The organism is Alteromonas sp. KUL17 (assembly GCF_006538305.1).
GTDB classification, from domain to species: domain Bacteria; phylum Pseudomonadota; class Gammaproteobacteria; order Enterobacterales; family Alteromonadaceae; genus Alteromonas; species Alteromonas macleodii.
In genome coordinates this window covers 119,139-143,580 of record NZ_BJKJ01000003.1, presented here as the reverse complement: position 1 = coordinate 143,580, position 24,442 = coordinate 119,139, and the positions used below count along the sequence as shown (strand labels likewise).

The 24,442-nt window shown below is 42.9% G+C and carries 16 protein-coding genes; 13 read left to right on the top strand and 3 right to left on the bottom strand.

What is annotated here, in order from left to right:
- The first annotated feature begins 150 nt into the window (after window positions 1-150).
- The 7 genes from KUL49_RS03955 (at window position 151) to rmf (ending at window position 12,743) form a co-directional block, all read left to right on the top strand.
- Window positions 151-4,989 carry an NAD-glutamate dehydrogenase gene (locus KUL49_RS03955; RefSeq protein ID WP_131136371.1) on the top strand — a complete coding sequence of 1,613 codons (4,839 nt, stop codon included), beginning with the start codon at window positions 151-153 and terminating at the stop codon, window positions 4,987-4,989.
- A gap of 166 nt (window positions 4,990-5,155) precedes the next feature.
- The gene (gene pyrD / locus KUL49_RS03950) at window positions 5,156-6,163 is read left to right on the top strand and encodes a quinone-dependent dihydroorotate dehydrogenase (RefSeq protein ID WP_131136370.1); all 1,008 of its coding nucleotides are present in this window, start codon (window positions 5,156-5,158) and stop codon (window positions 6,161-6,163) included.
- 67 nt (window positions 6,164-6,230) lie between these two features.
- Entirely contained in the window at window positions 6,231-8,327 is a 2,097-nt protein-coding gene (gene rlmKL / locus KUL49_RS03945) for a bifunctional 23S rRNA (guanine(2069)-N(7))-methyltransferase RlmK/23S rRNA (guanine(2445)-N(2))-methyltransferase RlmL (RefSeq protein ID WP_131136369.1), read from the top strand.
- Complete coding sequence (locus KUL49_RS03940; RefSeq protein ID WP_131136368.1) at window positions 8,324-8,557, top strand: glutaredoxin family protein; 234 nt, start codon at window positions 8,324-8,326, stop codon at window positions 8,555-8,557. The genes rlmKL and KUL49_RS03940 overlap by 4 nt, the downstream gene beginning before the upstream one ends.
- Entirely contained in the window at window positions 8,554-10,494 is a 1,941-nt protein-coding gene (locus tag KUL49_RS03935) for an ABC transporter ATP-binding protein (protein ID WP_131136367.1), read from the top strand. The genes KUL49_RS03940 and KUL49_RS03935 overlap by 4 nt, the downstream gene beginning before the upstream one ends.
- A 12-nt stretch (window positions 10,495-10,506) precedes the next feature.
- Window positions 10,507-12,264 carry a DUF3466 family protein gene (locus tag KUL49_RS03930; protein WP_131136366.1) on the top strand — a complete coding sequence of 586 codons (1,758 nt, stop codon included), beginning with the start codon at window positions 10,507-10,509 and terminating at the stop codon, window positions 12,262-12,264.
- 302 nt (window positions 12,265-12,566) lie between these two features.
- Window positions 12,567-12,743, top strand: a complete 177-nt coding sequence (gene rmf, locus KUL49_RS03925) for a ribosome modulation factor (RefSeq protein WP_014949558.1) — start codon at window positions 12,567-12,569, stop codon at window positions 12,741-12,743.
- A gap of 100 nt (window positions 12,744-12,843) precedes the next feature.
- Here rmf and fabA read toward each other — a convergent pair whose 3' ends face one another.
- A complete protein-coding gene (fabA, locus tag KUL49_RS03920) occupies window positions 12,844-13,362 on the bottom strand; it encodes a bifunctional 3-hydroxydecanoyl-ACP dehydratase/trans-2-decenoyl-ACP isomerase (RefSeq protein WP_131136365.1) in 519 nt (172 codons plus the stop codon).
- A gap of 208 nt (window positions 13,363-13,570) precedes the next feature.
- On the opposite strand from fabA, the gene KUL49_RS03915 reads away from it, so the two are divergent.
- Entirely contained in the window at window positions 13,571-13,858 is a 288-nt protein-coding gene (locus KUL49_RS03915) for a hypothetical protein (protein ID WP_014976601.1), read from the top strand.
- Between the two features lie 5 nt (window positions 13,859-13,863).
- Here the strand turns inward: KUL49_RS03915 and KUL49_RS03910 are convergent, their stop codons facing one another.
- Window positions 13,864-15,495 (bottom strand): cryptochrome/deoxyribodipyrimidine photo-lyase family protein, encoded by a 1,632-nt coding sequence (locus KUL49_RS03910; RefSeq protein WP_131136364.1) that lies wholly within the window; start codon window positions 15,493-15,495, stop codon window positions 13,864-13,866.
- 12 nt (window positions 15,496-15,507) lie between these two features.
- Window positions 15,508-16,815, bottom strand: coding sequence for a DASH family cryptochrome (locus KUL49_RS03905; protein ID WP_131136363.1), 1,308 nt, complete (start codon window positions 16,813-16,815; stop codon window positions 15,508-15,510).
- Window positions 16,816-16,926: 111 nt separating this feature from the next.
- On the opposite strand from KUL49_RS03905, the gene KUL49_RS03900 reads away from it, so the two are divergent.
- The 5 genes from KUL49_RS03900 to KUL49_RS03880 all read left to right on the top strand — a co-directional run bounded on the left by KUL49_RS03900 (window position 16,927) and on the right by KUL49_RS03880 (window position 24,409).
- Window positions 16,927-18,351, top strand: coding sequence for a deoxyribodipyrimidine photo-lyase (locus tag KUL49_RS03900; RefSeq protein WP_131136362.1), 1,425 nt, complete (start codon window positions 16,927-16,929; stop codon window positions 18,349-18,351).
- 3 nt (window positions 18,352-18,354) lie between these two features.
- Window positions 18,355-19,893: a cryptochrome/photolyase family protein gene (locus KUL49_RS03895; RefSeq protein ID WP_131136361.1), complete on the top strand. Its 1,539-nt coding sequence runs from the start codon at window positions 18,355-18,357 to the stop codon at window positions 19,891-19,893.
- On the top strand, window positions 19,880-20,029 hold the full coding sequence (locus KUL49_RS03890; protein WP_131136360.1) for a DUF2256 domain-containing protein: 150 nt from the start codon (window positions 19,880-19,882) through the stop codon (window positions 20,027-20,029). Before KUL49_RS03895 ends, KUL49_RS03890 begins: the two co-directional genes overlap by 14 nt.
- Window positions 20,030-20,152: 123 nt before the next feature.
- The gene (locus tag KUL49_RS03885; RefSeq protein ID WP_131136359.1) at window positions 20,153-21,457 is read left to right on the top strand and encodes a DUF2254 domain-containing protein; all 1,305 of its coding nucleotides are present in this window, start codon (window positions 20,153-20,155) and stop codon (window positions 21,455-21,457) included.
- Window positions 21,458-23,212: 1,755 nt separating this feature from the next.
- Window positions 23,213-24,409 (top strand): tyrosine-type recombinase/integrase, encoded by a 1,197-nt coding sequence (locus KUL49_RS03880; RefSeq protein ID WP_131136358.1) that lies wholly within the window; start codon window positions 23,213-23,215, stop codon window positions 24,407-24,409.
- Window positions 24,410-24,442 lie beyond the last annotated feature (33 nt).

Sequence of the window (24,442 nt, the reverse complement as noted above, 5' to 3'; positions counted from 1 at the left end):
TTTTTGGGTGTTTTCTGCATACTTATCTATGCTGTTAATATAAGGTTAAAAATGGGCTTTCATTAGCGTCATTTATTAGAGAAAATAGTTAGGTACTCGGCACTTATACCAAGCTGGATTGGTATTACGACATTCAAAAAAGGTTAACAAATGACAGTCACCTCACAGCGACACTCAGTACTGCTAGACAATGTATTTGCACTTATCGACAAAAAAGTAGATACCAAGCAGAAGTCTCTTGTGCAGCAATTCGGACGTCTGTTGTATAAAAATATTTCAAGCGATGACCTAGAAAATCGCAACGACAGCGACCTTTATGGTGCAACACTTAGTTTATGGAATGGCTTGGCGAAGTTTGAACATACGTCGCCATACATACGCGTATTTAACCCGGAAATTGCCAAACACGGCTGGCACTCAAGCCACACAATTGTTGAGATTATTGTGTCGGATATGCCATTCTTGGTTGACTCGGTGCGCATGTTGCTAAATCGTTTGAACATCACCGCACATTTATTCCTTCACAGCCCAATTGGCATTAAGCGCGACAAAGCGAACAAAGTTGAAGCGTTTGCTGAGCCAGGTCAATCGCTTGAAGGTGCGAAAAAAGAAACGGTCATCTTTATCGAAATCGATAGACAAACATCGAAAAAAGATATCGATGCTCTAACACAAGAACTGCACTCTGTCGTTGATGAAGTTTCTTTGGCAGTTCAAGACTGGCAAGGTATGACAAATACCTTGCAAGACGTAATTAAAAACAATGCTAAATTTAACTGGCCTGTATCTGCAGAAGCCAAAAAGCAAACTAAAGCTTACTTAGAATGGTTAGGCGATCACAACTTCACAATGATGGGTTACCGTTATTATGATGTTAAAGCCATTGAAGGGGACCATAGATGGATCCCTCAAAACGACACCAGTTTAGGTTTGCTTAAAAACTCAGTAAACGACCGTGAGCGTTTGTTGTCTCGCTTGCCTGCGTCGGCCCGTGCGGAAGCGCTTAGCAAAAACCCATTGATTCTGACTAAAACAAATTCACGCGCGCGAGTACACCGTCCTGCATATATGGACTATGTAGGCGTGAAGGTGTTTAACAAAGAAGGTCAGGTTGTTGGTGAGCACCGCTTTTTAGGTTTGTATTCTGCCTCTTTCTATAACAACAGCGTAACTCAGCTTCCGATTTTACGTGAAAAAATCAAACGTATTTGTGAGCTATCTGGTTTCGAGCCCGGAACTCACGCATACAAAGCGTTTGCAAATATTATAGAAACCTACCCACGAGATGAGTTGCTACAAACGCCAGCAGAAGAGCTAGCGCAAATTGTGATGGGTATTTTTCAAATGCAAGAGCGTGGAATTTCACGTTTATTCATTCGAAAAGACATTTTTGGCCGCTTTTTCTCGTGCATGGTGTTTGTGCCAAGAGAGCGCTATAACACCCAGTTACGCAAAGAAACCCAAGCGCTACTTAAAGCGTCATTGGGCGCAACTGAAGAAGTGGAATTTACTACGTTCTTCTCAGAGTCTGTATATGCCCGTACGCATTACATTGCTAGAGTCAACGACAACAACGCGGAATTCGATGTGAAGGAAATAGAGCAAAACATTATTGAGTTGACCAAAACCTGGAATGACAGACTCGCGTCAGCTATTTCAGCGGCACACGGTGAGGCTTCGGGTAAAGCGTTGGAACGCAAATACAACAATGCTTTCTCTCGCAGCTATATGGAGCATAACCTACCGTCAGCAGCGCTTGTAGATATTGGCAAACTAGAGATGTTAGACGACAGCCACACACTGGATATGTTGTTCTATCGTCCACAAGAAGAAGACGCTGACAGCCAAGTAGTTAAGCTTAAGCTTTTCCACCGTGCCGAGCCTATCCATTTGTCTGACGTGTTACCGATGCTTGAGAATTTCGGGTTACGCGTAATCGATGAAAGCCCTTATAAAGTCACGTGTTCAGAAGGTGAACGTAACTGGGTCATGGACTTCACCATGTTACATAAAAGTGGTCAGCACTTTGACATGGAAAACGCCCAGGTTCTCTTTCAAGATGCCTTTGCCAAAGTGTGGTACAAGACACTAGAAGACGACGCGTTTAACCGCCTTATCCTTGGCGCGAATATGACTGGCCGTAAAGTTACGGTACTCCGTGCTTATGCTAAATACATGCGCCAGACCGGCAGTTCTTTCAGCCGTGACTACATCGCAAACACACTAGCTAACTATCCAGACATTGCTCGTTTACTCGTAGACTTTTTCGACCAGCGTTTTAATCCTAAGAAAAAGCGTAATGAGAAAAAAGAGGAAGGTATTCTTGAGACTATTAGGGAACAGTTAGATAACGTTAGCAACTTGGATGATGACCGAATTATTCGTCGTTATCTGGATATGATGTCTGCAATGTTACGCACAAACTTCTATCAGGCAGACGATGCCGGCAATGAAAAATCATATGTATCATTTAAGATGATGCCTGAACTCATTCCTGACATGCCATTACCACTGCCTAAGTTTGAAATTTTTGTTTACAGTCCTCGCGTTGAAGGTGTGCACCTACGTGGCGGCAAAGTTGCCCGCGGCGGTCTTCGTTGGTCTGATAGACAAGAAGACTTCAGAACAGAAGTACTCGGCCTAGTAAAAGCGCAACAAGTTAAAAACACGGTGATCGTGCCGGTTGGTGCAAAAGGTGGTTTCGTTTGTAAGAACCTACCTGTAGGCGAAGGTCGCGCAGCTATTCAGGCTGAAGGCCAAGCATGCTATCGCACTTTCATCACCAGCTTGTTAGATATTACTGACAACATTGTAAATGGTGAAATTGTTCCTCCTAAGGATGTTGTTCGCCTTGATGATGACGACCCTTATTTGGTTGTTGCTGCAGATAAAGGCACCGCCACATTCTCTGATATCGCAAACGGTATTGCGGAAGAGTTTGGGTTTTGGCTGGGCGATGCATTTGCATCTGGCGGTAGTATTGGATATGACCATAAGAAAATGGGTATTACTGCACGCGGCGGATGGGAGTCGGTTAAACGTCATTTCAGAGAAATTGGTATCGACTGTCAGACCACTGACTTTACCGCTGTTGGTGTGGGTGACATGGCAGGTGACGTATTCGGTAACGGTATGTTGCTATCAGAGCATACGCGACTAATCGCTGCGTTTAACCATTTGCATATTTTCTTCGATCCAAGCCCAGATGCAGCAGCAAGTTATAAAGAGCGTCAACGCCTGTTTGAGAATCCAAGCCTAAGCTGGGAAGACTATGACAGTAAGCTGATTTCAAAAGGCGGTGGCGTATTTAGCCGCGCGTCTAAATCTATCAAGCTTACACCTGAAATGAAAAAGTGGTTAGGTACGCGTCAACTAACGATGACGCCTAATGAGCTAATTCACAATATATTGAAAATGCCAGTCGACCTACTGTGGAACGGTGGAATCGGTACGTATATTAAGAGCAAGAAAGAATCTCACTCAGACGTAGGTGACCGTGCTAATGATGACTTACGCGTCAATGGTCGTGACGTACAAGCTAAAATTGTGGGCGAGGGCGGTAACTTAGGTCTAACGCAGTTAGGTCGTATTGAATATGCGTCTAACGGTGGCCGAGTTAACACTGACTTCATCGATAACGTAGGTGGGGTTGATTGCTCAGATAACGAAGTAAACATCAAAATCTTGCTTAACAGCCTAGTTAACGACGGTGAACTTACGCTTAAACAGCGTAATAAGTTGCTCTACGATATGACCGACGATGTAAGTCGAATTGTACTGAAAGACTGCTACCGTCAAACTCAGTCTATCTCTATTACTGAGTTAGCTGGCGTTAAGCAACTTAAAGAACAGCTTCGCTTTATCCACGGTCTTGAGCGTGAAGGTCAGCTAAACCGTGAATTGGAATTTATTCCAAGTGACGATGAGATTTCTGATCGCGTAGCCACGGATCAAGGTTTAACTCGCCCAGAGTTAAGCGTATTGATTGCGTACGGCAAAATGGTACTTAAAGATGCACTTAATATTCCGGAAATTACTGACAATCCTTACCACGGTAAGTTGTTAGTAGAAGCCTTCCCTAAAGTGCTCCGCGAAAAATTCGCAACACACATGCAACAGCATCCGCTTAGAAGCGAAATTATTGCGACTAAGTTAACCAACAACATGGTTAACGACATGGGCCTTAACTTCGTGTTTAGAATGCAGGAAGAAACTGGCGCAAGTGTGAGCGAAATTGCTGACGCATACGCAATTGTTCACGGTATCTTTAATATGAAGACGCTGTGGGAGCGCATCGAACAACTGGATAACGTTATTCCAGCTCAGCTACAGCTTAAAATGTTAGATGAAGCACGTAGAATTATGCGTCGCGCTTCGCGCTGGTATATTCGCCACGGTAATAAGACGCAATCCATTGAAGAAGCCATCGCGAGCTACCGTGGTACCTTCGATATATTATCGAAGAACCTGCAAAACTACTTGGTTAAAAGCGAATTTACTCAGCTTGAAAACGCTACGCAGAAATACATTGATAAGGGTGTACCAGAAGACATCGCTTATCAGGTTGCAAGCTTCTCTAACATGTTCTCTAGCTTTGACCTTGCGCAAATCGTTGAAGCAGATAAGCATGATACCGATGTAGTCGCTAAGCTTTACTATCAGCTAGGTTCTCGTTTAGAACTTCACTGGTTCTTAGATCAGATAAACAACCAGGCGGTAAGCAACCACTGGCAAGCGTTAGCTCGCGCCTCGTATCGTGAAGAGTTAGATTGGCAGCAGCGTTCCATTGCAGCTAACCTGCTAGCTTCTCGCGAAGACGTAAGTAGTGCAGATCAAATTCTTGATGAGTGGATTGAAAGCAATCAGGTCCTACTTAAGCGCTGGTATCACATGATGTCTGAGTTTAAGACCAGTACAACGCACGAATTTGCGAAATTTTCTGTCGCTTTACGTGAATTGATGCTTTTAAGCGTGAAGTCTAACCATTAGAATACACGCACCTTAATGATTTAAGCCCTGTTTATCAGGGCTTTTTATTGGCCGACTGAACATTGCTGTACGTTTTTGCAGCATCGTTTGTAAATGCAAACCTCATACAAGCGCAATATACCTTGATGATCAACAGGCCCTTAATTAGCGAGCGGTAAAAATAACCATGCAATCTCTAGTGCAAAAACTCTTGCTTCAGTGTGAACCTGAAAAAAGTCACGATTTCACCATTAACTGGTTAAACAAGACCCAACATACACCGCTGAAATGGATGTACAGCACACCGACGATTAAAAAGCCCGTTACCGTTGCAGGCATGACCTTCGATAACCCGGTAGGACTTGCCGCCGGGCTTGATAAGAACGGCGATTGTATTGATGCGTTTGCCAGTATGGGATTTGGTTTTGTTGAGATAGGCACGGTAACGCCTCGTCCGCAGCCAGGAAACCCAAAACCTCGTTTATTCAGAATTCCGGAAAAGCACGCCATTATTAATCGCATGGGATTTAATAATAAAGGTGTTGATCATCTTGTCGAACAAGTGAAAAAGGCTCAGTTTAAAGGGCCTATTGGTATTAATATTGGTAAAAATAAAGATACCGAAGAAGCGAATGCGCTCGACGATTACCTGATTTGTTTAAACAAAGTTTATCCTTACGCAAGCTACGTCACTATTAACATTTCGTCACCGAACACACCTGGTCTAAGAAACCTCCAATACGGTGAAGCGCTCGATAAGCTGTTAGTTGGCCTAAAAGCAGCACAAGAAACGCTAACGCAAACCCACGGTAAATATGTGCCGCTGTTCATTAAAATAGCGCCAGATTTGAGCGATGTGGAAATTGACAGTATTGCTGCTTCGCTAATTAATAGCAAAATGGATGGTGTAATTGCTACTAATACGACACTTTCACGTGATGCCGTTGCCGGATTACAGCACGCTGAGGAAATGGGCGGTTTAAGTGGCTCAGTTATGACAGATATGAGCTTAGAAGTAACACGCAAGCTAAACAAAGCACTTGACCGCGCTATTCCTATTATTGGCGTTGGTGGTATTGACTCACCCGAAGCGGCACAAGCACGCTTGGACGCTGGCGCATCACTGGTGCAGGTCTACTCGGCTTTTATTTATCAAGGCCCATCGCTCGTTAAACGCATCGTAAACGCGTTATAATATACCCAAACCAATCTCTCGTGTACGTGCTTTTTCTTAAGCACGTACATCAAAAACAGGTACATGAATGAATACTATTCTGGTTACGACCAGTCGCGGTCTTGACGAACTATTAAAACAAGAAGTGCTACGCCTTTGCCCTGATGCGCAAGTTAAGCAAGGGCCTGGCACTATTCAGTTTGAAGGCTCAAAAGAGGATGCGTATAAACTTTGCTTATGGTCACGCTTAGCTAACCGCGTAGTTTGGGTGTTGGCATCAGGCAAAGCAGGCGATGCAGATGCACTGTATAACACGGCTATGGGTATTGACTGGCAAATGCAGATGGATTCACGTCATACCTTATCTGTACAGTTTATCGGCACAAACTTTGCCATAAAAAACACTCAATTTGGTGCGGTTCGTGTTAAAGACGCCATAGTAGATTCATTTGTAGAACAAGGCTTACCGCGCCCATCAGTAGAACGAAAGAGCCCTGATATTTCTGTGTACGCAAGACTACATCGCGATAATGTAATTTTAGGCATAGATTTAGCGGGGGCAAGTCTGCACCAACGCGCATACCGACAAGAAACCGGTGACGCGCCGCTTAAAGAGCATATCGCAAGCGCAATGCTAATGCGTAGTGGATGGACAGAGAATACCGATGCGCCATTGGTAGACCTTATGTGCGGTTCAGGCACTATCGCCATAGAAGCGGCTTACATTGCCCGAAACATTGCACCAGGTATTAAGCGAGTTTACTGGGGCTTCACTAAATGGCTTGGCCATGAAGCGAAAGTGTGGGATGAGTTAGTCGAACATGCTATTTCCGCGCAAAAGCCAAGCTGCGGCGGCATTTACGCAGGTGACTTCAGCCGTAAAATGGTAGCCATTGCGAAAGCCAACGCCGATTTCGCTGGTGTGTTTAACGATATTTCCTTTTCACAACAAGACGCAACGAAATCGTCGCCGCCGGTGAGTACTCCAGGCTACGTTGTGTCTAACCCTCCTTACGGTGAGCGTTTAGGCGAACTAACCTCGCTAATACCATTATTTAGTGACTGGGGTAAGCGCTTTAAAGAAGCGTGGAAAGGATGGCATGTATCGCTTCTTAGCAGTAATCGTGATTTGCTGCGCGTGCTCAAGCTACGTGCCACTAAAGACTATGCCATGAATAACGGTAAGTTAGAGTGTCGCTTGGCCAACTATGTGCTTGATGAACAAAACACGGTGCAGTTTAGTGAAGACGCCAGCAACCATGAGTTTGCTAATCGTTTGAAGAAAAACCTCAAACGCATGAAAGGCTGGATCAAGAACGCTAACACTAACTGTTACCGCATATACGATGCTGACTTACCGGACTATAACGTTGCTGTAGACAGGTATGGCGATTGGCTGGTCGTTCAAGAGTATGCGCCACCTAAAACTGTATCTGAAGATAAGGCCCGTAAGCGCCTGCAAGAAGTGTTACTTCATTTGCCTGCCGTAACAGGTATATCACCAAAGCACATTGCGCTTAAAGTACGAAGCCAGCAAAAAGGCACCAAGCAGTACGAGAAAATTAACCAGTCTGGCGACATGATGGAAGTGTTTGAAAATGGCGCGCGTTTCCTGGTTAACCTGACTGACTACTTAGACACGGGTCTTTTCTTAGATCACCGTAATACCCGTCAAAAGGTTCAGGCGTTGTCCCAGGGTAAAGATGTGCTAAACCTGTTTTCATATACGGGAAGTGTGTCTGTTTTTGCGGCTATGGGTGGTGCGAAATCTGTTACTACTGTGGATATGTCTAACACCTATTTAGAATGGGCAAAGAAAAACGTAGCACTGAATAAACTTACTGGCCCACATGCTTTTATTCAAGCGGATTGCACAACGTGGTTAGGTACGCATAAAGGGAAATACGACTTAATCTTTATCGACCCACCGTCGTTTTCTAACTCAAAGCGGATGCAAAGCACATGGGATGTACAGCGCGACCACGTAAAAATGCTTACCGACGCTAAAGCGTGTCTAAAAGAGCAGGGGATTATTATATTCTCTAACAATAAGCGTGGCTTTAAGTTAGATGAAACCGCCATTAACAATCTTGGATTGTCAGTGGAGAATATAACCAAAGACACTATTCCTGAAGATTTCGCCCGCAAAGGCAACATTCATCAGTGCTGGGTATTAAGTTCATGAAAATTTATTTCTACACCGGGCCCCAATGTAGTCTGTGCGACTTAGCTGATGTTGAACTTCAGCAAACGTCAATGTTTACATCGCTTGAGATAGAAAAAGTTAACATTCGCACAAGCACCGAGCTTTACCATTTGTACGGTGCAAGGATCCCCGTTTTAAAACGGGCAGATAATGAAAAAGAAATCGGCTGGCCTTTTAATACCGCCGATTTAGAGGAGTTTTTTCAGTGAGCATTTTGCAGTTAAAAAACATCACTGTTATCTATGGAAATCCACCGCTTTTAGACGGTGTAGAACTCGTTATTCAGCCTAAAGAGCGCGTATGTTTAGTTGGGCGTAACGGAAGCGGTAAATCCACCCTTATGAAAGTGATTGCCGGTGATATTATTGCCGACGACGGCCAGCGTATTATCGAAAACAATACGGTTATTGCTCGCTTAGAGCAGGACCCGCCTCAAACCACCGATGTGACACTTTTTGATTATGTTGCCGAAGGTTTATCTGACGTAGGTGAAACCCTTAAAGCTTATTTTCACCAAACCCGTATCGTGGGTGAAGATCCAAGCGAAGCGAATTTAAATAAATTACAGCGTCTACAAGAACAGTTAGAAGCCAGAGACGCATGGCAGTTTGAACAGCAAATAGAACAAACGCTCACCATGCTAAAGCTAGACCCTGAGATATCGTTATCTACTCTGTCTGGGGGATGGCGTAGAAAAGCAGCGCTAGCTCGCGCGCTTGTTCGACAGCCGGATTTGCTCCTGTTAGACGAGCCAACTAACCACCTTGATATTGAAATGATCCGCTGGCTTGAATCCAGCTTGAGTAATTACCAAGGCGCAATTGTGTTTGTAAGCCACGACCGTGCATTTATACGTGCCATGGCTACGCGAATTATTGATCTAGACCGCGGCTCGGTTACGAGCTATCCGGGTAACTACGAAACTTATTTAGAAAAGAAGCAGCACGATTTAGAGGTTGAAGCTACACAAAACGCTGAGTTTGATAAAAAACTAGCGCAAGAAGAGGTATGGATTCGTCAGGGCATTAAAGCCCGCCGTACCCGCAACGAAGGCCGAGTAAGAGCGCTGAAAAAACTACGCGAGGAGCGTAAAGCGAGAAGAGCGGTTCAGGGCAATGCGGTAGTCAATCAACACCAGGGCGCGCGCTCTGGAAAGATGGTGTTTGAAGTAAAAGACTTAAGCTATAGCATTGAAGGTAAGCCTATTGTTAAAGGGTTAAACCTGAATGTTTTGCGTGGTGACAAGCTTGCTCTTATTGGTCCTAATGGTAGCGGTAAAAGTACGCTTATCAAGCTTCTACTCGGCGAACTCCAGCCCGATAGCGGCAACTGCAAACAAGGCACTAACCTTGAAGTTGCATACTTTGACCAGCACCGCCACGGGCTAGATTTAGAAAAGTCTGTGATAGACGCGGTAGGCGACGGAAAACGCGACCTGATGGTAAATGGCCACCCGCGCCATGTGATCAGCTATTTACAAGATTACTTATTTACGCCTGAACGCGTTAATGCCCCGGTTAAGTCGCTATCAGGTGGAGAAAAAAACCGCTTGATGCTAGCAAAACTGATGCTTAAACCGAGCAACGTATTGGTGCTGGATGAACCTACCAATGACTTAGATGTTGAAACCTTGGAAATGCTCGAAACCTTACTAAACGAATATACCGGCACCGTGCTTTTAGTCAGTCACGATAGGGAATTTGTTGATAACGTAGCAAACAGCAGTGTGGTATTCGAGGGTAATGGAATGCTTCGCGAATTTATTGGGGGTTTCACTGACGTAGAAAACTGGTATAAAGAGCAACAGGAAAAACGTCAGCAAATCGAAAAGGAAGAAAAAGCCAAGGTAAAGAATGAAACTAATTCAACTTCAGACAGTCCTAGTGCTAAGTCTTCTCCCCGTAAGACGAAAAAGCTATCATACAAAGACCAGCGTGAACTTGAGTCCTTACCGAAAGAACTAGAAACACTTGAGGAAGAGCTTGAGGCTATGCAAGAAAAAGTGAACGACCCGGACTTTTTCAAACAAGACAGTGACATTACTGCCAAGGCGTTAGCCGAGTTGGCAGATAAAGAAGAATTACTTTCCCAGAAATATGCGCGCTGGGATGAACTAGAAAGTATGCTGGAAGATAATCAGCAGTAAATAGGATTTTAAATGAAACGAACTCAGCTTGCCGCCGCCGTTCTGTTGGCAACAGGAAGTGTTTCGGCATTCGCCGCGACCTATTCAGTGACGCCTCTTCCTTTACAGGATACCGCTAGAAACAATTTTGCTCGTTCGATCGATAACTCAGGCAAAATGCTGTCTGTTGCACAGTTGGAATTCAACCCACCTATCGACGCTGAACAGCTTGAAGAAGATACAACTTTTTTCGATCAATTCGGTGAAAGCCTAGAAAACGAGGACAATGCGCGTCAGGGCGTTTTTACTGATGTCGATTACACCACGATCGTAAACTATCTTCTGTCGAATTCGACGTCGACAACGGGTCAGAAACTGGCGTCATACAGAACCTATGCCACCGATACGCAAGATATCGCTTTGGTGCCAGGTCTTGATCAGGTAACAGATAAGTTCGATGACTATACGCAGTCTGTTGAATCAACAGGGCGAGATAGCCTGAACGGCAACTTCATCGTTGGAGATTCAACGGCGCTAGTGGTACTTGACCCATATGAAGACGAAGATGGCGACACAATTAACTACACGTATCCGGAGTCGGCACAACAAGCGTTTGTCCAAGCTTCGGGCGAAACTAAAGTACTACCTGCAGTTGACACGACAGCGGGCGGCTTTTCGTCAGCTCGTGCAGTTAACGCGAATCTACAAGTAGCGGGCTTTAGTACGGTTAGTTTCCGTGACGATGTAAGTGATGCAGTAGATACATGTGCAGATGATGAAACCCGTGGAGACAGATCGGAAGGACGCTGTTTATATACAATATACAACGGTGAATTTGCTGTTCCACGCATCTCTAGCTATTTTATCAATTCCTCTTCTGCCTACCTGCCTAGTTTCGTTCTCCTGTCTGAAGTGAATGCCACAATATGGCAAATCGATGTCAACGGCGATGTAATCAGCACCGATACCTACCCGTTATTATTTGAACCTGATGAAGACGATACACGCCACTATTTCACGTATGCCTATGACATAAATAACCAAGGTATCGCAGTCGGTGAAGGCCTTACTGGAGATCGCATTACGATAACGCGCCCAAATACATCAGGCAGGACTGAAAGTGAACGAGTTGCAACGGTTTTCAGAGACGGTGAAACCATTGAACTTCTTCCACGCGAAGAAAATATCATTAGCCAGGCTATCGCAATTAATGACGAAAATTGGGTGACGGGCGCAGTGCTTCGTTCACAAAGCGATATCGCACGTTCTCGCTTATTTGTGTATAACCTTGATACCCAAGAGCAGCATTACCCCGATGGTTTCTTCGTGAGTGCCGGTGTAACCGCAAACGCTATCAACAATAATAATATTGTTGTGGGTAAAGCAGACGTAGATGCAACAAGCGATACTCTTCGTGAAAGCGCAGCATTTATGTACAACATAGACACTGAAGAGTTTACTGACTTAAATGATTTAGTGTCTTGTGATAACCCGTACGAGCTAATTGAAGCGGTAGATATTAATGATGACAATGAAATCATTGCGAACGCGAGAATTAAGGCGATAAATAAATACGTTACTGGCGTTGATGTAATTAACTCTGACGGTGAAACACAAGAAGTTGACACAGTCGTTGCTGTTAAGCTGTCTCCATTAGCAAATGGCTCTATCGAAGAATGTGAAGTCCCGGAAGACGAACAACCTTACGAGCGACAAGGAGCTGCAACAGGTTTACTCGCATTTTTTGGTCTATTTGCTTCAGTATTTATGCGTAGACGTTTAAAGAAATAGCTGACCATTTGGACAATATGTAATCAATATTAAAAGAGCCACCTATGCGTGGCTTTTTTTATGCCTAAAAAACGTAAAAAAAGACATATTTATGCATAAAAAATGTAACATAAATTTCATAGAAACTTCATTTATTTAAATTTTGTCAAGCCCTTTTATTTTTTATTTTTCTTGAACCATTTAGTTAATTGCACTATCACAGTATTGTACGCAATCACTTTTCCGGCACTGTCAACCGAAATGATGTAGAGCGCTCGAGAAAATGATTTGTTGTACTTTCAACAAACAAAAGAGGCTAATCAATGAAAAGACAAAAAAGAGATAAACTGACACGCGCCCATTCGAAAGGCTATCAAGCTGGCATTAGCGGTCGTTCAAAGGAAAATTGTCCATTTCAGCAAAACGATGCACGTTCACAGTGGTTAGGTGGATGGCGCGAGGCAGTAGAAGACAGACACTTAGGTTTAAGTGTTAAATAATACTTCTCTTTTATGAACTGATTATGCAAAAAGGAAAGCCCCTGAAAAGGGGCTTTTTGTTGGTCAACGTTAATTGACCTTATAGCTCTATAAAGGCAGTTTAGAAGTTTGAGGTATCTTGGAACAAGCCAACTTTCAAATCTTTCGCTACGTAAATCTCACGGCCATCAACTTCTACTGAACCATCTGCCATACCCATGAAAAGTTTACGCTTTATCACGCGCTTCATCGTGATCTTATACGTTACCTTCTTAGCGGTTGGAAGGATTTGACCGGTAAATTTAACTTCACCTACACCTAAAGCTCGGCCTTTACCAGGGCCGCCGCTCCAACCTAAGAAGAAACCAACTAACTGCCACATCGCGTCTAGGCCTAGGCATCCCGGCATTACCGGATCACCTGGGAAGTGACAATCAAAAAACCATAAATCGGGGGTAATATCTAATTCAGCGATAATTTCGCCTTTCCCATGCTCACCGCCATCTTCTGTAATTGAAACTACGCGGTCCATCATTAACATGTTAGGTGCGGGAAGTTGACTGTTACCTGGGCCAAACATTTCACCACGGCTACACGCCAATAAATCTTCTTTGCTAAAACTATTTTTCTTCTCTGACATTCCCAACTCGTTGCTGTTATTAAAGTGACGCTGCTAATTTAGCGAACAGTTGTACGCCAAACAACTCTGAACAGTCATTTTTCTGAAGAAAAACGCATGCTAATATAGGTTTAGCAACTTTGGCTTGTACAAACATCGTTCTACACGTGTGATTTTTGTACGACTTCTAAATACAAGCTCTACAGTAACGTAACATTGTGTGAAAACTATGACAGAACAAACAACGAAAAAAAGCATTAAAAAGAGTGCCGCAGATAGAGCAAAAGCCAACGCTGATAAACAACGAAGGTTCAGAGAAAGGCAAAAAGACGCAGGTAAGAAACTTGTAAGAGGCTATGTTAGCCCCGAAGCAAAGGCATGTTATGACGAAATACGCGACAAGACTGGCTGGACTGACAGTGAAGCCATGTCAAATGCCATGCGGCTTATGTACGCAGCTTACAAATGTGGACAAATTAAACTACTGAATGAATGGCTTCGAAAAAATAACCGTTAGCCGGTTTATTTAATTTTTGTTTTCAGCCATGCACGACTCGGACTATTTTGCATGGTGTGGCGTTTCACAATGCGATGCGCTTCTTTAACCACATCATCTCGCTCGCGATAGTCCCATAAGCGCTTTGCCGTGATGCGATTATTCTCTGTTATATCAACGAGCGGTTCCACGTAGTCGCGTTCAACGTCAAAATCTAACATTTGCGCTTCTAGGGGCGGCAATAGGTGAGGGGCGTGAACAGCTTCACTGGGTAATTTAGCAAGTTCCGGCACCCACTTCTTGATGAATACACCTTCAGGATCTAATTTTGAAGATTGTGTTGCAGGGTTGTATAACCGCACGGTGTGAATGCCGGTTACGCTAGCCTGCATCTGTATTTGGGGGTAATGAATACCTGGCTCAAAATCTAAGAACTGTGTTGCCAAATAATGCGCTGCCTTTAGCCAATGTACATTTAGGTGATGACACAGAAAACTGGTTATCATGGCACGCATTCGAAAGTTTAAGTACCCGGTATACTTAAGTGCTCGCATGCAGGCATCTACCAACGGATAGCCGGTCAATCCCATTGTCCAAAGGTAAAAGCGACGCTCGGCTTCTGGGCCATCTATAAACGGAAAGTTTTCGTATCCACTATTCATTGGTCGCCATTCAATACTGTGTTCGCTCTCAAATTTTTGAATAAAATGGCAGTGCCAATGTAACCGAGACGTTAAAGCGGCTAGGGCGCGACTCCATTGTTTTCTATCAGAATTCGGCAGTAACTTTTTCGTCTGCTTTTGATGTTGAACGCTTTGGTAAACTTGCTTAATTGATAGATTGCCCCATGCCAAGTAGGGACTTAAACGAGAACATGCCCGTCTTGCATATTCCGGCTTAGAAATATGTTGATGGTAGTATTGTCCTCTAGCATCGAAAAAATCTTTTAATACTTGCCAAGCACGCCTTTCACCGCCTGGCTGCATCTTGTTTAATTTTTTTAACTTGTCTAAAACATCCTGCCGATAATAATTCGATTTCTCGCTAAAATGAGTGCCGGTTTGACTAGTAATATGACAATCAAACAGACCAAGCTCATCTAAATTTTTGCAAGCAGTATTGATGTTGTTGTGCTGGGTCCAGTCGACCCAATTAACGCTGTTTATATCAATATCATAGGTTTTCGTTGTAAAGTGACGATCCCAGTTTTGCTGCCATTGCTCACGGTGAGGCAAACCACGCATCACTGCGCCATACTGGGACTCAATATGGTTTATTTTCTTTTTCTTCAAATAGTTACTTACTGAAATGTCACGGTTATGCGTAACGCTCAACCCTATTTCTTGGTAACTCCTAACCGCTGAAATGGCGTAGTGCTGGGCAATAAGTTCGAGCGCATCAATAACTTCACAGTGTAAGGTCAGTAAACGGGCGCCTGAAGGCAACTGGGCGTTAATGTCGTCGATACTTTGCTGGATAAATTGCCAATGACGCATGTCCATATGCGGGTCGGCTATAAGGGAAGGTTCCCAACAAAAAAGCGGAAGAATGTTTTCGTTTTTTTCAACTGCACGGTAGAGAGGCTCGTGGTCTCGAAGACGAAGGTCACGTTTAAACCATATGACAGTGACAGATTGTTTAGAATGTACTGGAACCATACGACGAACTAACTACAACCACTTTTTACGAAATTGGCCGTCCGAATCATAAATCTCAGTCTGCTTTTGAAGGTTGAACTGTCTGTGGCCGCGAGGGTCGCTTCCAACACCAGCTAAGTAAAGCCAATTGCCCCAATTACTCCCCACATCGTAATCGATTAATTGATGCTCAAACCACGCTGCACCGTATCGCCAGTCCTGCCTTAGTTCGTGAACCAAACAGCTCGCAACCAGTTGCCTGCCTCGGTTTGACATATAGCCAGTTTCAGCGAGTTGTCGCATGCAAGCATCGACTATCGGATAACCGGTTTTTCCTTCGCACCATAACGCAAAGGTTTCCGGACAATGCTGTGTCGACGGCTTTTTACCCTGGATACCGCTAAAACGAAACCAATTGGCCCCGTATTTACACTGTAACCAATGAAAAAATTCGCGCCAAAGTAATTCAAAGTATATCCAATAAGTGGAATCGTTTTTTTCAACGGTTGCTTCAAACTGTTGAACTTGCCGAATGACTTCCCGTGCAGACAGCGACCCGTTCGCTAACCAGGCCGAAAGCTTGGTACTGTCTTGCCAAGTATCTAAAGCGTTCCTTGTGTCTTTATACGTTGCTGCAGCTTTCCAATCGAAGAGATAAGTATTTAAATGCGTCAGCGCTGCTGTTTCACCTCCAACAAACGATGATTGAGACGGGCTTGGTAAATCAGTATCAATGGCGAATAAAAAAGACTCATCTAATTGCGGTGTAAAAGGGCTTGGTAAGCTTTCCATGGGTGGATGGACAGATAATGGCTTACAGTGCTTTTCCACTTTTCTGCGAAACGGACTAAAAACGTCGGGCATCTCTTCGATGTTGAAAGGAAGGGTTTGAGCATCAAATAAGCCAAACGTCGGAGTTTCTATTACTGTTACCGAATCGAAAAAGCGCTTTACTGTATTTAATTGTGCTCTCTCATCAAAACCACAGTGCTCGCTTACCCCAAGGTGAGAATATTGTCCGGACTTCATCAATTGAACTAAACACTCAGCAGGGTCGCCTTTGACAATGAGCAAATCATGTCCGAGCTTAGCTAATTGCCGTTTTAAATCCACAAGTGTTTGAAGCAGGAATGTGTGCCTATGTTTCCCCATAGGCGCAAAACCATATGTCGTAGGTGTAAACGCTTTATCATCAAGAATATAAAGAAAAGTAACCTGCTGAACTGCTTCACACAGCGCAGAAATAGCAGCATTATCGTGAAGTCTAAGGTCATGTCGAAACCAATATAAACCTCGTTGATTGTTGTTCGTACGTTTTGATTGTTGGTGGTGATTTATCATACTAATTTTGAGTACTTTTTTACTATTTCTACGGATCCTGAATCCGAGTTTTATCGTAGTACATGCAATACGAATAATATTAAGATTTGGCGCAATGCCTGAGGAAAAAAAGTGACCGTTCCCGTTAGTATAATGTGGTTCAGACAAGACCTTCGTGTAAAAGACAATCCGGCCTTAAACGCTGCCTGTGATATGGGAAAAATAGTACCCATCTACATATATGATGACACTGCACCTAATGGCAGAGAGCCTGGGGGGGCAAGTAAATGGTGGCTGCATCATTCACTCTCGTCGCTCAATAAACGCTTGAACGGACATTTACAAATATTTAAGGGTGACCCACGAACACTTATTCCAAAGTTAATGAAGTCATTTAACGCTAAAGGTATCTTTTGGAATCGGTGCTATGAGCCATGGCAAATAAACCGCGATAAAACGATCAAGAAAACCTTAATCGAGCATGATTATGAAGCCCATAGCTGTAACGGCAGCTTACTATGGGAGCCAATGAAAGTATTGAAGAAAGACGGTACACCGTATCGCGTATTTACACCCTACTACAAGAAGGGCTGCCTGCAGGTTGAAGAGCCTCGTTATCCCAAAGCACCACCCGCACGTATTACTTATGCGGATGTCGACAACGACAGCGATGGATTAACATCGCTAGACTTACTCCCTTCCATCAACTGGGATGCAACCATTGAAAAAGAGTGGTCACCAGGCGAAGACGGCGCCGCTGATAATTTAGCTGACTTTATTGAAAATTCAGCACGTAAATACAAAGACGGCAGAGACATACCGTCAGCCAATGGGACATCGCGTTTGTCGCCGCATTTACACTTTGGTGAAGTGTCTCCAAATCAAGTTTGGTACGCGATAAAAGACAAGTTTGGAAATAGTGAAGACAAAAGCATTGAAACCTACTTGAGTGAGTTAGGTTGGCGCGAGTTCAGCTATTATTTGCTGTTCCATTTTCCTACTTTGCCTAATAAGAACCTCAACGAAAAGTTCGATAAGTTTCCTTGGCGCACAGATGCGAAAGCGCTCAAAGCGTGGCAAAAGGGAAATACAGGCATTCCTATCGTAGACGCTGGCATGCGCGAACTGTGGCAAACGGGCTACATGCATAATCGAGTTCGCATGATTGTGGGCTCGTTTTTAGTGAAAAATCTATTACTAAGTTGGCATGAAGGCGAGCGATGGTTTTGGGATACATTGTTGGATGCCGACCTTGCGAGTAACAGTGCCAGTTGGCAATGGGTTGCGGGTTCTGGCGCAGATGCTGCGCCTTACTTTAGGATATTTAACCCAATACTACAGGGCGAAAAGTTTGATAAAAAGGGCAACTATGTGCGTAAGTATTGCCCTGAATTGAAAAAGCTGTCAGACAAGTATATCCATAAGCCATGGGAATCCCCTTCGGCGGTATTGAAAGATGCAGGTATAGAACTTGGTAAGGAATACCCAAAACCTATTGTTGATTTAAAAGCATCGCGTCAACGCGCGCTAGACGCATTCCAAACATTAAAAGAGTAGGGTATGGCAGCACTCATTTTAGTTTTAGGCGATCAGCTTACCGAGACGTTGCCAGCGATTGCTAACGCAGTAAAAAGCAAAGACACAATTTTGATGGCGGAAGTACGTGAAGAAGCCACCTACGTTAAGCACCATAAGAAGAAGATAGCATTTTTGTTTAGCGCAATGCGTCATTTTGCCAAAGCGTTGCGAGACGACAATTTTAACGTTAACTATGTTCATTATAGCGACAAAAACAATAAGGGCGATTTGCTCGCTCAGATTAAGCATGAACTTAACGGAAATGATTTTGACGAAGTAAAGGTGACTATGCCCGGAGAGTACCGCTTACTCAAAAGCATGGAGCAATGGGAAAACGTGCTGGGCATACCCGTTAGTATATGTGATGACAATCGCTTTTTATCGTCCCCACAAGAATTTACGGACTGGGCTGAAGGCAAGAAACAACTCCGAATGGAGTTTTTTTACCGTGAGATGCGTCGCAAACACAACGTGCTCATGGATGGAAAAAATCCCATTGGCGGTAAGTGGAATTACGATGCCCAAAATCGCGAAGCAATGCCTGAAACCCAGAGAGTACCGAAGCATTCTACGTTTGAGATTGATGACATTACTTCGAAAGTTATCGAGCTCGTAAAAAGCGAGTTTAGCGATCATTTTGGCGATATCAATCACTTCCACTTTGCGGTAACTCGAAAAGACGCACTCAGCGTATTGAATACTTTTATAGAAGAAAGATTACCTAACTTTGGTCAGTATCAAGATGCCATGGTGGAAGGCAAGCCTTGGCTTTATCATTCACATATCGCGTTTTATTTGAACTGCGGTTTACTGACGCCAAAAGAAGCCATTCATGCAGCCGAGCAAGCTTACCATGCAGGGCAAGTTCCACTGAATTCTGCTGAAGGGTTCATTCGCCAGATTCTGGGCTGGCGGGAGTATGTCAGAGGGTTCTACTGGCACTTTATGCCAAATCTAAAAACCGATAACTACTTCAATAACAGCCGCGCATTGCCCTCGTTCTTTTGGGACGCCCAGACGAATATGAACTGTATGCGCCAGTGTATTAAAGAATCGCAGCAGAACGCTTATGCCCACCACATACAAAGATTGATGGTTATTGGTAATTTTAGTCTTTTAACTGAACTTAGCCCTGAGGAAGTGCAGGCATGGTATCTGTTAGTGTATGCCGACGCATATGAATGGGTTGAACTTCCTAATGTTGCGGGCATGATTTTGTACAGCGATGGAGGTAACCTAGCAAGTAAGCCGTACGTCGCAAGCGGAAGCTACATCAACAAGATGAGCAATTACTGCAAAAATTGCGGATACCAAGTTTCTAAAAAGACCGGACCAAAAGCGTGCCCGTTTAACTACTTATACTGGCACTTTATTGACAAACACAAGGAAAAATTGAGCAACAATCACCGCATGGCCATGATCTATAAAACCTACGGGCGAATGAAAGAAGAAAATATCGAAACTATGAAGCAAGATGCCTCAACATTTCTGACTAAGCTAACCAAAAATGAAGAAGTCTGATTTACCCACCAAAATTTGTCCGGTTTGTCAGAGACCATTTACTTGGCGCAAAAAATGGGAAAAGAACTGGGAGAATGTACGTTATTGCTCGAAGCGTTGCTCTGGTAATAGGAAAAGCGCTGAAGGCAAACAGTAATTGTGAAAAAAATCTTTTATCCAGGCTCACGCCACAATTAAAAACCACGTTATGAAGTGGTCTAGTTAAACATTTGTTTCTAGCGGTACGTATAAAACGTAGTGGAAATACAAGGAGTGTTTTATGGAAGCACCGATTACCGTAGATAGACTGCGTTTCCTTTTATACAGTGTAAAAGAAAAGCTTTGGGTAAAACCTCTTGGCTTTTGTTTGCTCTCAATCTTTGTTGTATTCGTCGCGAAAGTAGCTGACGGGACTTCATTGGCTGAGCATATTCCTGAAATAAAACCCGAATCAGTTGAAACACTGCTTTCAATAATGGCATCTAGCATGATGGTGATCGCCACGTTTTCTGCAGGTACCATGGTTAATGCTTATGCTTCGGCCAGTCAGTCGTCAACGCCGCGTTCTCTAAGCCTTATAATATCCGATGATGTATCACAAAATGCACTGTCAGTTTTCATAGGCGCATTTATCTATAGTGCTGTAGCGCTTACTGCAATGACTCAAGCTTTTTTCGATGAAGCCGGGCTTTTTATTTTATTTTGTCTAACCTGTCTGGCTTTTTCGATAGTTATTTTAACTTTTATCCGGTGGGTAGACAGCGTTGCACGATTAGGGCGCGTGGGGTCAACGTTATTAAAAGTGGAGCACGCCACGACACGCGCAATTAAAAATAGAATAGATATGCCGTGCTTAGGCGCAGTACCGCAAGAGCAAATAAAAGAGCAGGGGACGTATGCCATTTATACTAAACAAGTGGGCTATATACAGCTTATAGACATTGCCAAACTGCAACAATTAGCTGATAAAAACGACGGTTTTATCAATGTTGCCATGTTACCCGGTGAGTTTGTCTCACCAGAGCGTGCCATAGCATATTCGAATAAAAAGGTAGTATCAGATGAAATTGTTGACGCATTTACTATAGGTGAAGCCAGGTCCTTTGAGGCTGATCCTCGCTTTGGCTTTATCGTACTAGCCGAAATTGCATCTCGTGCATTATCGCCATCGGTTAATGACCATGGTACTGCAATAAATACCATTAGCAGCATTACACGCCTTATGTTGTTGTGGCACAAGCCCAAATCCGAAACTGAAACCGAAAACTCACAAAGCGATAGCGCTCAGCATGATGAGTCTAAATATGACCGCATTTCATTGCCTGCGTTAAATGTGAATGATCTATTTGACGATGCGTACACCAGCATTGGTCGTGATGGTGCTGCTAATATTGAAGTTGCTATCCGAATACAAAAGTCACTAAAAACAATTAAAGCGTGCTTTAAAGATGAAGGTACAAGCATAGAAAGAGATTTTGTTGAGGCGGCGTCTAAGTTAGCGAAGCAAAGTTACGAACGTGCAAAGTTGGCATTGGATTACGAAGACGATATTAAGCGAATTGAGCGCGTTTATAATGATAACTAAACGTGTAAGTTATTACTGCCAAAATCACTGCTAAGAATTCTGCTAAAAATGCTTAAAGTAAACAGCTAGCCAGTCTATATAATCTCTGCATACCACAAACCATGTAATCTACATAAATGATCGATCGAGTTTCTTTTTGTAGTTAATCAGATTCAATCTGATTAACTACAACTCAGATAAACACAGCAACATTCTAAATAACTAAAAATCCACATTTAATAAATTAAAGCCTAGTATAAAAATACAAAGACTGCGTCTTTCTGTTTGTTAGTTATACCCATAATTTATCAAAAAACTAGCGTGACGCTACGTGAATAAAAATACATTTTGCGAGGTGTAGTGCTACAGATTTCACGTAGCGCACGATTTATAAATTCCATGTCTAAATCCAAAGTTCATAGCAACTTTCAATAAAAACCACTGACACAAGTGAAGCAATTGCGGTAAGGCCGAAGCACTAAAATAGCTGCCGCGCATAAAAGTCTGTAAGTAATCACAGTCAACAAACCAACCAAATAGATAGACATCAACGCTCTAATCTTCCACACACGCAATTACGCATAATGTATATTATGTTAAATAGAGTGCCAAAGTTAATGGTGAATGAGCCAGATGGAGCTTTGCAAGGTGCTTTACGCTATCCTTCTCGTAATATTTAGGTATTCGTAAGGTTTAATGACAACTAGCACAGATAAATAATAGACTTAATCATGTTCCTAAAAACATTTATCAGGCTTTATTCTTCTTTGCTTTTTATAATGAATGTACAGCCAGTAATATTAATTATTAACTCAATCAGCCAAAGGCTTAACGCTGATGAATTAAATAAAGGATCCCAATTATTTCTAAAATAAGACGACTAGCTGTAAGGTTAAGGTTTTTCTAACATTTAGCGTTACATGTAATAATTACGGCCCGTAAAACTCATTTATTGATTGCTCTTTATTTTAAATATCATCAATTATCTATACTTCTTATTAAATTAAACATCGTGCATGGAGACCGTTCGTTGTTTTAAAGTTGGGTGGCGTGGATAGCACGTAGAATTAAAACATAATCGACGCGATGTTTATTGAATTCATATCTGCGTAGACGTCGTTTATTCGGCTACGTACCGTATCGACGTCTTATTATCGTCGTACTGTAGTCGCCATTAGATAGGCGCTCTATGAAAAGCGTATAAAAAGCAAAGGTAATAACTTCTAGGTTATCGCCTATTCCGCTTTTGTAACGTTTATTTTAAACTCGTTTGGTTTTGAAAAATGTGCGATTAGCCAGCAAACATGTTGGAAGTAAATCATGTGAAGTACTTCTTTAATAAATAAGCTTTTAGGGTGTTTTTCCATCGCTTTTCAGCTTATTTTTTAGGCGTTGCTACGTGAAATCTGATCGCGCATTCGGGGTATTACCTTGCAGATTTCACGTAGCGCACGATTTAAATTGCACAAAAAACGTACTCTCTCAGCAGGCCACAAGCCTTATCTAGCGATATGGTTTGGAATAAATACGAGATAGGCCAACAATTGACGGCATTGAAACACCCAAACTGTTTATATATACAGTAATATGATAGAGTAGCACTGTACTTGAGATTAAAATAGTAAAGTGGTTAGTGGAGTGATGAATGGATTAGTGCGTAACTTCACGCATGATAATTACAGTTATCATGCGTGAATATTGTTATATATCAATAGTTTATCAGGTTATGTTAAATCTAGAATAATAGTCACAATAATGTCTTCATCAGGTTGCTCAATGCCCTCAAAAACTAATAGCTCATACTTGCTCACAACTCAATTAGTTAACAGCAACAGTGATAGCAGCTCACAGCCACAAGACTCAAGTAGCGCGACGGTTCCAGCTTTGGGTATCGAGTACTCTCGTGGTAAGCAGCACACGTCAGGTTCTGACGACCTAACAACAAGTCAATGTTCATCTTCTGATAAAAACGTTGAAAGCTATTATCAAGATATTTTTACCAAGCTTCCATACAATACACAACGGGCATACATTAGTGACTACAATGAGTTCGCAATTTTTTGTAAGCAAGCTGGATTAAGTGGCTTTAAGAACAACTTCGAACACAATGAGATCTGCATTAAACAATATGTCGAAGCGTTGTGTCGTTCTCCCCTAGCCTATAGAACCATTAAACGTAGGCTATCTGCTCTTAGTAAATTTTTAGGCGTGGCTAAATTGCCAAACCCCATTATTAGATCTGCGTATCTAAGAGACTTCATCCGTTTATCGCTTATAGAGAATAGAAAGTTTCGCTTGTCTCACAAACAAGCGGTTCCGCTTACGATAGATATGCTTGAACAAATAAACAATGCAATTATTCCTGATTCTTTATTAGAGCTCCGCGACCTTGCAATCATTAACCTGATGTTTGATGCATTGCTTCGCGCTGATGAATTAATTCGAGTTTGCGTCGAGGATATATCTGCGCGTAATAACACGCTGTTGGTTGTTTCTTCGAAAAGCGACCAGTCTGGTCAGGGTCAATATCGCTATGTTTCTTCCAGCACTATATCTATGGTTCAAGAGTATATTAACGAAGCTAATCTTGACCCAAAAACTAAAGCAACCCGCCTTTCTTCAGATTTACGCGGCCTGCACAAAGGCGTTTTGTTTAGACGACTAACAAACCATAAAACAGCACTTTTGCCATTTGATGAGAACATTCCCAGCCATAAGGCAAATGTACTTAACTATTCGAGTGTCTACAGGATTTGGCGACGTATTGCTCAACGCGCAGGTATTAGCGAAAACATTACCCCTCATAGTGGTCGTGTTGGTGGTGCAGTTTCTTTAGCCGAAGATGGCGCATCTTTACCCGAGCTTCAACTGGCTGGAGGTTGGCAATCACCGGAAATGCCTGGGCATTATACAAAACAGGCTAACGTAAAGCGTGGTGGAATGGCAAAATTGTCGGCAAAACGAAAAAGATAAAGCTCATTAAATACAGCAACTTAATCAATGCAT